At 54.5% G+C, this 12,142-nt stretch carries 8 protein-coding genes; 1 reads left to right on the top strand and 7 read right to left on the bottom strand.

Annotation, left to right across the window (positions count from 1 at the left end; all coding sequences use genetic code 11):
- Positions 1–85 precede the first annotated feature (85 nt).
- On the bottom strand, positions 86–5,182 hold the full coding sequence (locus G6R38_RS11635) for a DUF1549 domain-containing protein (protein ID WP_166824908.1): 5,097 nt from the start codon (positions 5,180–5,182) through the stop codon (positions 86–88).
- 207 nt (positions 5,183–5,389) lie between these two features.
- On the opposite strand from G6R38_RS11635, the gene G6R38_RS11630 reads away from it, so the two are divergent.
- Positions 5,390–6,151: an AraC family transcriptional regulator gene (locus tag G6R38_RS11630; protein WP_166824905.1), complete on the top strand. Its 762-nt coding sequence runs from the start codon at positions 5,390–5,392 to the stop codon at positions 6,149–6,151.
- Positions 6,152–6,158: 7 nt separating this feature from the next.
- On the opposite strand, the gene G6R38_RS11625 is transcribed toward G6R38_RS11630, so the two are convergent.
- The 6 genes from G6R38_RS11625 to G6R38_RS11600 all read right to left on the bottom strand — a co-directional run bounded on the left by G6R38_RS11625 (position 6,159) and on the right by G6R38_RS11600 (position 11,975).
- On the bottom strand, positions 6,159–7,397 hold the full coding sequence (locus G6R38_RS11625; protein ID WP_206028557.1) for an outer membrane protein assembly factor BamB family protein: 1,239 nt from the start codon (positions 7,395–7,397) through the stop codon (positions 6,159–6,161).
- 169 nt (positions 7,398–7,566) lie between these two features.
- Positions 7,567–8,952: an adenosylmethionine--8-amino-7-oxononanoate transaminase gene (gene bioA / locus G6R38_RS11620; protein WP_166824902.1), complete on the bottom strand. Its 1,386-nt coding sequence runs from the start codon at positions 8,950–8,952 to the stop codon at positions 7,567–7,569.
- Entirely contained in the window at positions 8,949–9,551 is a 603-nt protein-coding gene (locus G6R38_RS11615; protein WP_166824898.1) for an alpha-ketoglutarate-dependent dioxygenase AlkB, read from the bottom strand. Before G6R38_RS11615 ends, bioA begins: the two co-directional genes overlap by 4 nt.
- A gap of 5 nt (positions 9,552–9,556) precedes the next feature.
- Entirely contained in the window at positions 9,557–10,048 is a 492-nt protein-coding gene (locus G6R38_RS11610; protein ID WP_206028556.1) for a gluconokinase, read from the bottom strand.
- Positions 10,049–10,078: 30 nt separating this feature from the next.
- Positions 10,079–11,068 (bottom strand): malate dehydrogenase, encoded by a 990-nt coding sequence (locus tag G6R38_RS11605; RefSeq protein ID WP_166824895.1) that lies wholly within the window; start codon positions 11,066–11,068, stop codon positions 10,079–10,081.
- A 115-nt stretch (positions 11,069–11,183) separates the two neighbouring features.
- Positions 11,184–11,975: a type III pantothenate kinase gene (locus tag G6R38_RS11600; RefSeq protein ID WP_166824892.1), complete on the bottom strand. Its 792-nt coding sequence runs from the start codon at positions 11,973–11,975 to the stop codon at positions 11,184–11,186.
- Positions 11,976–12,142 lie beyond the last annotated feature (167 nt).

Genomic DNA, 12,142 nt, shown 5'->3' with positions numbered 1-12,142 from the left:
CTTCCGAAGTAAAATAAGAGAATCGGATGAGGTGTTTCCGCGGGCCGCATCTTGATCGACACCAAGACGCGGCCAGTATGCTTGACTAATGGTTGAACAAGAACGCCGGGGTGTTGATTAGCACCCAAGTCAGATCTTGTGCGGCGGTTAAACGTCTGTTTTCGAGTTGTTGACGACTCGTTTCCACAATTCGACGCAACTCGACGAGCTTCTTGTCATCTTGAACGGCCGTTTGAGCTTTCGTCAGTTGGTCACGCAACTTCTGAAGTTCGGGATCGACCGGCAACGGTTTCTTGGCCGCTTTGACAGCAGCGAGACGACTTTGATAACCGGACTCTTCCTTCTTGTAGTAGGCGAGTAGCTGGTCGGATTGCTTCTTCGACCGCTTGTCCTCCGCGACGGCCAGAATCTTTTTGATGTCATCGGGCAGACCGAAGGACAACGGTGATGGTGCCGACGTCACCGACCAACGGAATCGCCCTAACGTATGTTTCCCGTCGGAGTAGTTTTGAACCATTTTGATCGTCATCACGAATTCGCCGTCCGGGAGTTGGTCCTGGAATTCGAAGACCGCGGTATGGTTTTTTCCAGTTTGCGGTGAAATGGCCCAGCCGTTTCCGCTCGCTGCAATTTTACCATCAATGGCGGTCGCCACGTCGTAATTTCCTTGGCTAAAGTCCGCCTTCGCATTCCGTAACCGAATTTTCTTCGACTTTGTCGGATCGGATTTCGGAGCCACTGACACTTCCAATTCCGTCAGCACGAAGTTGCCGTTCGGGGGTCGGCCCGGTCCTTTGTTGGGCAGCCGATCATCCGTCAATGCTTCAAGCTGAAGCCCCGTGAGTCCGGCAGCCGGGATTTCGGCGGTGAGGGTGTACGTCGCTCTTCCTTCCGGTCCAGACGCAATAATTGCAGCGTCGTTTTCCTGTACTAATTTCGCTTTGTTGGATGACTTGGCATCTCGGAAAGCCAACGGTTGCCAACCCAGTTCGGCGGAATGGCTCTTTTGCCAAGTCGCGAACCGCTCGGGCAAGTCGGCTTCGTAACTTTTCAACTCCGCTTCGGCCTTTTGAATCCGCGTCTTCCGAGCGGCTTCGTTTTTGGCGATGGTTGGGGCAAGCCGATCCGCGACGGGCTTGAGTGCCGCTTCCGCCTTGGCGATGCGTTCGGCTCGTTCGGCATCGAGTTTCTCACGGATTGGTTTCCACTCCGCTTCCTTCTTCTCAAGCTGGGCGACCAGCGCCTGATGGTCCATGGCAATCTCATCGAGGAGCTTGATGGTCGCGGAGATCTCTTGGTCCGACGCATGACGATTCAACACTCGAAGAAAGAGCCGATTGATCAGCAATTTGTTGTCGGGATATTTCTTGACCAATTCTGGCAACGCATTGTTCGGGTCACTGATTGCGGTGGAGACGGTGGGCCCACTGATAAATGCCATCACGGGGCCCAGTTGCATGTCGCTGTTCCGTTCGCATTCGCAAGAGCTTTCACGGTTTGGCCGACCGAGGTTCGCCAAGAAACCATCAGGTAGCGACACTCCCACATCGGGAAGTGCTGCGGCCCGCGTGCCGGGAGCAACACCGGGAATCTTTGATTGCGAGCCTGTCACACGATGGATGGCATCGTAAAGAACTTCCGCGGGCAGCCGGCGAGCCGTCGCATGCGAGAAGTTCATGGTGTCGTCTTGGTTCCACCGGTTTGTCGCGACCGAAAGCTGATATGTTCGTGATTGACAAATCAGCCGCAGCACATGCCGCATGTCGAAACCACTTTCGATAAATTCCTTCTCAAGATATGAAAGTAGCTCCGGATTCGAAGGCGGGTTCCCGGCTCGAATATCATCGATGGGTTCGATCAAACCGCGACCATATAGATAGCCCCACAACCGATTCACATAACTCATCGCAAAGTATTTGTTATCGGGGGAGGTGATCCAAGCTGCGAGTTTCTCACGTCGCGTCTGTTCACCAGACGACGAGTATTCCGCTTCAAACGGGAATTCCGGTGGGGTGACTTCCCCCGTGCGGTCATGAATAACTTCGCCATCGTCTTTGTCGAATACTTCCTCGTAGAACGGCTTCGCACCTTCAACCGCCGTTCCACCGATCCGGCGTTTACCGCTCTTTGGATCGGCTTTCAGGCTGACTTGGGCAAAGTACGCGGCCGTTTCGTAGTATTGGTCCTGCGTCCATTTTTCAAAGGGGTGATCATGACATTTATTGCAGTTGAACCGCACACCCAAAAACAGGTGCGTTGTGTTCTCCATAATGTCCACGGGTTCCCGCAGAATCTTAAAATACGATGCCGCCGGGTTTTCACGGTTTGAGCCGCTCGCGGTAAGGATTTCACGGGCGAATTGGTCGTAGGGCATGTTTTTCTCAACACGCTCACGAATCCACTTTCGGAATGCCGTCGCACCTTCACGACCGAGGAACTTCCCGTTGACCTGCAACAAGTCCGCCCACTTGTTCGTCCAATACTCGACGAACTCTTCGCTCCCGATCAGCGTGTCAACGAGATCGTTACGTTTCTCCTGGGTCGGTCGTTTGTCGGCCAAGAACGTTTCGACCTGTTTGGGTGTCGGGGGCAATCCGGTCAGGTCGAGGTAAACTCGGCGAAGGAATTCTTCATCGGTGCAAAGCCCCGAAGGCTGAATCTTCATTCGTTGCCATTTGGCGCTGGTGAGTTTGTCGACCTCGTTAAATGTCGGAGGCTCGTTCCATACAAAGCCCGTGCGATCGCCCATGACGGTCAACGTTGTGGCGGCGTAGGCGCCTTCGTATCGAGCGAGAATCGGAGCTTCGCCGCGACGCAATGCGGACATCAGTCCGTTCTTGTTCGCGGTCGCAATTTCCGTATCGCCACTTTCGAGAAACGCTTCACGAGTGACATCTTTCTTGGAACCATCGCTGTATGTCGCCACGACGCGAATTTGTTGCCGTCCACCAATCGGGCCAACTGTTGGATTCTGTGGCAGAACCTCGATACCAGTCACGCGAGCAACATCGAGATCAAGTTTCGCACCGCCGGCAATCCAATTGCGAATAGTCAGATAGTGAGCATTTCCCGGTTCGATAAGGCGTCCACCGACATGTGGGACCGCGCCGGTCGCTTTTTGCAGCATCAAACTGTTATCTGGCGAAGCCACATTCACACGCCGGCCGGACAAGTCGTCCGTCAATGCACGCACATCGTACAAGGCATCGTATCCCCGAAGGGAAAGTTTGAACCCGTTCTTGCCTTTGAGCGAACCGTGACAAGTCCCCTGATTACACCCTAAGCGGGACAACACCGGGTTCACGTCACGAATGTAATCACTTGCGGTGGCATTCAACTCGATATCACGAACCTGGACCGGCACGGTGACAGAGAGAGCGCCGAGCGAAAGTTTCAAAAAGCCGTCACCTTCGGCGATCGGTTGCACGAATCCGGAAGCATCGATTTGCACCAATGGCTTCGTCAGTTTCGAGTTGACGAGTCGTGTGACATCCACACGGTCTCCATTTGTCGAGATCCCTGTTACTAGCAACTGTGTGTAAGCAAATGGATCGGTCAAGGAAATCGCAAGGGGTTCGACTTCCAAAGATTTCAGTCGGATGTCTTTGGGCAGCGGTTTTGGTTCCGTCGTCTCTGTGGGACGGATGCGGTTCGGTTCCACGCCGTTGGCCATCATGGTCACGGCATTCGTCGTCAGTGGAGCGGCGGGAAAATTCGATTCGATCTGACCGGTCTCGGTTTGTATTCGTCGAATAGTCCCATCACCACCTGCGACCGCGAGCGTCTGTCCATCCGGACTAAACGCCAACGCATAAATGCCCGACGGCACCTTGAGTTCTGCTTGCCGAGAAACATCTTTCGTCCAGTAGGCTTCGGCTTTCTTTTTCTCGTCGGCGTTCCACTGTTGGGCCCGCTTCTCCATGATCTTCTTGATGTCCGCGGGCAGCGTTCCATCGAATGAGTATGGATAAATACTCACCTCGCCCGCACCATCGAGACTACTTCCGGCCGCGATCCACTTCCCATCATCACTGATGACGACATCGAAGATTCGCCCCGTCATTCCTGGTAGTCGGCGGAACAAGTTGGCATCGTCACCGATGACGCGTTTGGTCAACCGTTGCATGCGATACAGCTTCGGCACACCGTCACTGCCACCGATGACGATCTCATCACGCTCGGGATGACGGGCGATGCTGGTGACGCCTCCCTTCAACGCGCCCGGAGTGATGGACGTAATGTTGTCCACAAACCGCTCGGTCGCGACTTCCGTTAATTTGACGGTCATGTCACGGCCAACCGAGGCCAAATACTTCCCATCAGCGGAGAACACGGTATCACGGACCCAATCAGCGTGAGCCCCTTGGTAAACGACTTGCTCTCCCGTGTCCGCTTTGATTACTCGGACCGTATTGTCGGCACAACCAAACGCGATGAGTTGGCCATCCGGAGACCAACTGCCGCCGTAAACGGTATCGAAAGTGACGGGCTTCGAGAGCAGAAGTTCCTGCTTGGCGACATCCCAAACCTGTACTTCACCGGTCAATCCGGGACGACCACCAGTCGCGAGCAATTTCTTGCCATCTGGTGAAAAGGCCACAGACTGAATGCGATCCGAAAGACCGATCAGTCGCCCGACAATTTTCGATCCATCGGCCTGATGCAGCAACACTTCATGAAAGCCAGCAACGGCCAATAATTCACCGTCCGGCGAATAATCCATTGCCGTCACAACGGGCAATCGCGTGTAGACTGGCGGATGGTCGCGGTCGTATCGTTCACGGGCGTTGTCTGGGGTGTCATCGACTGCCCCCTGCTCGATCCAGCGACGAATAAGATCAATATGCACTTCGGCGAGAGCCGGTTTGCCTTTGGGCATCAAGGCTTCGCCGTCGGCATCGGGAACGATCTGCTCCATCAAGTAGCTATCGTCGGGTTTCCCCGGCACCACGGCTTCCAATGTGCTTTCGCCGCCCGCGACCATTTTCGCGAAGTCGGTCATCACATAGCTGCCGTTCGCTTTCGCTGGCTGATGACATCCCTGACAATGAGCCTGTAGAATGGGCCGAATGTCTTTGTAGTAACTCACCTCCGGCGAGTCTTCTGCCGCATCGGCTTGAAGACTGAATGGTATCGACAGGCCAACCAGAAGGCCGGACATAGAAAGAAAACGAGCCAGCATCGAGAGAACTCCCAGGGCATTTGAAGCGTCAGTCGAAGCGGAAGAATAGACGTTGTTCTACAATGAGAATCAATAATCTACCAAGTCAAATATCTTCCGGATCGACACGATGACTATTCAAACAATATGAATGCGTTAATGTCGAAGGTACGCGGAAGACAAGGCCGCGCATTGTAGAAATTCCGCAAGTTCTGGTACTATTTCCGCATGGCCGATCTACGCGAGTTCCAACAGAGCTTCCTTGAACGGTTGGATAACCAGCTGCATTTAACGGAGCTTTTTGACTATCTGCCCGAGGTGTACTTCTACGCCAAGGACAATCAGAGTCGCTTCGTAAAGGCGAATAAGGCTTCGGTCGCCATGCACGGTTGCACGTCCGAACTGCAAATGATTGGCAAGTCCGACCACGACTTTCACCCAAGGCATTTAGCCGAGCAGTATATCTCGGAAGATCAACGGGTGATGAAGGCACGTCAACCGATTCCCAACCAGGTGTGGTTGGTACCGGTCCATGATGGCACGCTAAAATGGTTCGTGTCCACCAAAATCCCGCTCTTCGGCGATGGCGGTCAAGTGATTGGGATCGCAGGAGCCATGAGGGACTTTGAAAAAGCCGAGTCGCTGGTGCAGCCCTATCAGCAAATGGAGCAAGTTCTCGCATTCGTGGTTCAGCACTACGCCGAGAAGATCGAAGTGAAGCAGCTTGCGTCGCTCGTCCATTTATCCGTGAGTCAATTCGATCGCCGCTTCAAGAGCATCTTTCAGATGACTCCTCAGAAATACGTTTTGCGAGTGCGAATCAATGCGGCTTGCCAGGCGTTGACGACAACAAATCAGAGCGTCGCCAACATTGCTCAGTCCACTGGCTTCTACGATCAAAGTTACTTTACCAAACAGTTTCGCCGGCACATGGGGCTGACGCCGCTCGCGTACCGGCGAAAATACGCCGACCAAGACCAAATCGAATAACCGGCAACTATTTCGAGACTCGATAGAGATGCGTGAACGTCCGTAGGATCAAGTCGTTCTCAATCACTGCCGGAGACGCGTTGAAACCGGCATCGAGTTTGTTTTCCGTGATCAGTTCGTATTCCGAACTTGCAGCCAACACGGGAGACAACCCGGTCTTGCTGGAGAAGTAAAGTCGGTCTTCCGCAAGCAATGGCGATGCCCAATATTCGCCCTCAAGACGTTTCATCCAATGCACATCGCCGGCTTTGGCATCGCGACACGACACAACGCCGGAGTCGTTGGTCATGAACAGCAAGTCGCCCTTCAAGATCAGCGAGGAACGCTTCGGCACACTCTTGCCGCTACTCCAAACGACGTGGGTATCGGTGACATCGCCATGCCCATCCGGGCGAACAGCCACGAGCGAAGTGCCACCATCGCCAGCGGTAATGTAGAGCATGCCGTGCCCGTAAATCGGACGACACGCGGCATTCATTCCCCCGTGCCGGACTCGCCAGATTTCTTTCCCGGTCAGCGGTTCGTAGGCGACAGTTGCGGTCGCACTTGGCAAAATTACCTGTGGTTTGCCATCCACCTCGATGACCAAACCTGTCGCGTAGGCTTTCTTTCGATCCCCATTGTCGGTGTTGTAATCGATGTCACGCGGTGTCCGCCAACGCGTCTCGCCGGTTTGTTTGTCGAAGCCAACGACATACTGCACATCGAACCCGTCGTAAGCGACGATCAGGACGTCTTCGTACAGAATCGGTGATGACGCGGGAGCACGGAAGTGATCACATTCCAGGTCCCGACGTTCCCAAAGGACTTTGCCGGTGGTCGTGTCAATCGCAGCTGTCCCATAACTGCCGAAGTGCACGTACAGTCGGCCTTCTTCGATGACGGGAGTACACGAGGCGTAACTGTTCGACGGGTGACAAAAGCGAGGGTTTTCGTTCTCGAAGACGACCATGTCGTGCAGAATTTTGCCGGTCGTGGCATCGACACAAATCACGGACTGTTTCTTTCCGTCCTCGGTCGCCGTCGTCAGCCAAATCTGATCATCCCAGATCACCGGACTGGACCAACCTCGTCCGTGAATGGCCTGCTTCCAAACAATGTTCTTGGTCTCACTCCATTCGACCGGCACACCGGTCGCAGGTGTGATGCCATCGCCCCGTGGCCCCCGAAATGCAGACCAGTTTTCAGCCGATACCGACTGTCCAAGCACCACAAGAGAAAGGCAAAATAGACCCAGTATCCGCATTAGATTCCTCGATTGAACAAGCCTGCCGGAAACGCTGATGATTCGTTGAGTGCGTCTCGTCCTCGTGTGGCGATGGGAGTCTATCGTCCGCCAGTACAGACGTCTCACCGCTCGCGACGTCAAAACAAGACGTAATCTAGGATAAACGTCCGCCGATCGGTTGGCAATGTCATGCCCCTTCGGTTTGCGAAAGTTGAACCTGACTGATTGCCGTGTCGATCGCCTCGATTGTGACGTCTACCAGTCGGTCAATGAGTTCAACCGGCATCGCCGGAGCGGGCATGAGCACGATGACATCGCCAAGAGGTCGCACGATCACGCCACGCTCACGAGCCGCCACAGTGACTTGATGCCCCATCCGCAGTTCTTTCGGAAATGGTGTGAGCATCGGCCGATTCGCGACCAATTCGATCCCCACCATGATTCCCTTTTGACGGACTTCCGCGACATGCGGATGATCGGCCAGAACTCCCAATCGGCTTTTCAATCGTTCCGTGTTCTCCGCGATGCGTTTCAGCAAGTTGGATTCTTCGAACAGCTGCAAATTCGCCAAAGCCGCCGCGCAACCGAGTGGGTTACCGGTGAACGTGTGACCGTGAAAGAATGTCCGGCCTTCCGATGGTTCCCCGAGAAAAGCATCGTAGATTTCATCAGTCGCCAGCGTTGCCGCCAACGGCAAATATCCCCCCGATAACCCTTTGGCGACGCAGAGCAGATCGGGGAAGACGTCTTCTTGCTCGCAGGCGAACATTGTCCCCGTCCGACCGAAACCAACCGCAACCTCATCGGCAATGAGCGGAATTCCGTGCTTCTCGGTCAGGTTTCGCAGGTGCTTGAGATAACCCGGTGGGTGAACCCAAATCCCGGCGGCACCTTGCACAAGTGGTTCCATGACCACGCCGGCAATCCGGTCGGCATGTTCGTTGATGACGTCCTCGGCTTCCTGAAAACACCACGCCAAATACGCTTCTTTGGAAAGTTCCGGGGGGTGATGCAACGCGACCGGTGCCGGAATACGGAGCGTTTCAAACAACATGTTGCGATAGATGCCATGAAACAAAGGCATCCCGCCGACACTCACCGAGCCAACGGTATCTCCGTGGTAAGCATCACTCAGACAAACGAATAAATCCCGTTGGGGCTCCGGATTCGATTTCTGACGGTGATACTGATACGCGATTTTCAAAGCGGCTTCGACGGCTGTGGAACCGCTATCGGAATAAAAGACTTTCGACAAACTGGCCGGAGCCAGATCGACTAACCGCTTGGCGAGTTCAATCGAAGGAGTGTTCGAAAGCCCCAACAATGTCGAATGGGACATGCGGTCGATTTGCTCTTTGACGGCCGCATCAATTTTCGGAACACCATGCCCGTGCACGTTGCACCACAGCGACGAAATGCCGTCGAGATATCGTCGCCCTTCGGCATCAATTAAATCGAAACCATCGGCTCGTTCAATGATCGGAACTTCCTCGGTGCGGAAGGCCGACATCGGAGCAAAAGGGTGCCAAACGTGTTCGTTGTCCCAGTTTCGAAGCGTCTGCGGGTCGGTCATGGATTTTTCTGAAAAGCTCGGAGCGTGATTGATATACGACGGTCTTTGGCTCGCGTCGACTTGGGAACTTCGTGCGTCCAGGCCAAGTTCGTGGCATAGGGGATGATGATCACCGTTCCATCCGGCATGGCGAAATCGTGGAAGCCCTTTCCGCCATAAGGACGCATGCGGAACGTTCGCTCCTCACCCAACGAGACCGTCACGATTGGTGCGTGTTCGATCATCTGTGAGGTGGAATCGCGATGTTTCCCGATGTAATGTCCCAGTCGAGCGTCGTACCAGTTTAGCAACAAACCGTTCAATCGAGAATCGATCGTCTCACAAGCCCAATTCCAGACTGGCATGAGTTCCGTCGGAACCGGCAAACCGTGACTGACCTTGCCCGAAAAGTGGTAGTCCTCGCCGTACGCTTGCTGCCATCGTGGAATTTTTACGGTTCGACCGTGAAGAAAGATCTCCGAGTATTCCTCTGGATGCAAGTTCCACAGGGTCTCGAAATCAGCCAACTGCTCCCGAACGCTGACCGGCAAATCGGTCACAAACACACCGTGTTCATCATCGAGCTGATGAAATTGAGACGCCTCATCGAAGCCTTGCATCGTGATCAGCTTTGCAGATGGAGCCGACTGATGATTTCGTCGACGATCTCCGGAATCGATGGTGTGACATCGACTTGCACGGCGTCTTCCGGGAGTTCCAAGGTGTCGAATTGACTTTGCAGGAGAGCCGCTGGCATGAAGTGCCCCCGACGTTGCTCAATCCGCGACTGAATCAACTCGAACGATCCGTGCAGTAGTACGAATTGCACGCAATCGTCCGAGGTTTGCAGCAACTCTTGGTAATCGTGTTTCAATGCCGAACAGGCGAGCACAACTTGAATGTGCTTCGTGCACAGTTCGTCGATCGTTTGTGACAAAGCCGTCAACCATGGACGCCGATCGTCATCGTTCAACGGCTCGCCGCTAGACATTTTTTCGATATTGGATTCCGGGTGGAAGTCGTCCGCGTCTACGAACGGGCAAGCCAATCGCTCGGCTAATGCCCGTCCCACAGCGGTTTTTCCGGATCCGGATACGCCGATGAGCGCAATGATCAAAACGGCACTCCAAGTCCTGAGTTGATTCGTTTACGGCAACAAGTCTTTGACGGTATCGCGTTCTTCTCTGAGTTCCGCGATGGTCGCGTCAATTTTGGCTTGGGCGAACTCGTTGTGGTTCTGCCCTTGCACGATGCTCCAAGTGGAGCCATCGCTCGTCAGAGGGAAGGAACTGATCAAACCTTCGTCCACACCATAACTTCCATCAGAGCAAATGGCGGCGCTGAACGACTCGCCGGCAGGAGTCGGACGCACCACGCTTTTGACCGTGTCCAGACAGGCGTTTGCAGCGGATGCCGCACTGGAAGCACCGCGTGCTTGAATCACGGCAGCTCCCCGTTTTTGGACGGTCGTGATGAATTCGCCTTTGAGCCACTCGTGATCCGTGATGACATCGGTCGCCGGTTTTCCACCGATTTCCGCATGATAGAAATCCGGATACTGAGTCGCGGAGTGGTTACCCCAAATCGTGACGTTCTTGACACTCGAGACCGGTTGGCCGGCCTTCTGTGCGAGTTGCGTCATGGCCCGATTTTGGTCGAGGCGGGTCATGGCGTACCAACGATCGCGGGGAACATCCGGAGCGTTGGCCATCGCGATCAAACAGTTCGTATTGCAAGGGTTTCCGACGACAACCACACGGACATCATCCGCTGCGGCTGATGCGATCGCCTTGCCTGTGCTTGTGAAGATCGGGCCATTCACTCGGATCAAATCGCCACGTTCCATGCCTTTCTTTCGAGGCACACTGCCCACGCACAGAACCCAGTTGCAGTTGGCAAAGCCCTTTTCCAAATCATCGCTGCTGTGCTTTTCCACGCCTGCCAAGGTCGGGAATGCACAGTCGTCAAGTTCCATTTCCACGCCATCCAAAGCCGGAAGCGCGGGTGGAATTTCGACGAGATGCAAGATCACAGGTTGGTCCGGGCCAAACACTTCACCGGATGCCAAACGAAACGCCAATGCATACCCGATATTGCCGGCGGCACCGGTGACTGCGACACGGATGGGACTCGACATGAAACGACACTCCTTGGTTTTTTCGCGATTGTGGTCTAATTCTCTGGGGACTTGCCTGTCCTTTTACCCCGTTGACTGTCGGCAAGCAAGCGTCGTCGCTTGGCGTCTGACCGATTTAGTGATCATGAAGGCATGTCAACGCCAACCCCTGCAACGCCAAATGCGGAGTTGAAATCGCTGCGGGAAAGTGCGGACGCAACAACTCCGCACCGCCGCCTGTCAAAATCATGTCCGTATTTGGTTCCACAGACGGTTTCTGAGACCGAGTCATCTGTGCAACAAGTTCTCGGATCGCTCCGACTTGTCCCCAGTAGAGTCCGCTCTGAAGTGCTCCGCGAGTTTCCTTGCCGATCGGTGACGGTTCAGCTTCATGAAGTTCGTCGATCGAGATGAGCGGAAGCAACGCGGTGTAACGGTGCAACGACCGAGCGGCCAATTCAAACCCGGCCAAAATTGCACCACCGGCAAACACGCCATCCGCGGTAACGACATCGACCGTGGTCGCGGTGCCGGAATCGACAATCACGATCGGCCGCCCTGGCACACGAACCCGGTTAGCCGCCACCGCATTTAGAACGCGATCAATCCCGACCCGGTTGGGCTCCAGCAAGTCGATCGTCAACGGCAACGCTTCGGGAGAGGATACCTCAAGCGGAGGTTTCCGGTCGGTTGGCCAAGAATTCAGCACGTTCGCTAAGTGCGTGGGATTGGTTGCAGCGATCACGCTCGTGAGATTCAGATCGTGTGACCAGTCCTGCCAGTGTTCCATGTCTCTCCACGGAAACGGTTGGTCCGCCGAAAACGTTATCGCCTGCTTACACGTCGGCAAAACGTGGTCGGCATCGACTTTGAACAAGCCAACCTTGATTCGGCTATTGCCCACATCAATCGCTAGGACATTTGACATCACTCATTTCCTACAATCCAGACGGTACGAGGCGAAGTCTAGTCTTTGTGTCATGGAGCACGCTATGTCCGGACAGAAAATCCCAACAACCGCGAACTGCGCATCAACGAACTTCATCATTGGCCTCGAAGAACGACCGCGATTGCCGAAATGAGCCAATTCAACGT

Origin of the sequence: Thalassoroseus pseudoceratinae, from assembly GCF_011634775.1 — a bacterium.
Classification (GTDB): Bacteria; Planctomycetota; Planctomycetia; order Planctomycetales; family Planctomycetaceae; genus Thalassoroseus; species Thalassoroseus pseudoceratinae.
Note: the sequence above shows the minus strand (reverse complement) of the source record. Positions and strands in the feature narration are given on the sequence as shown.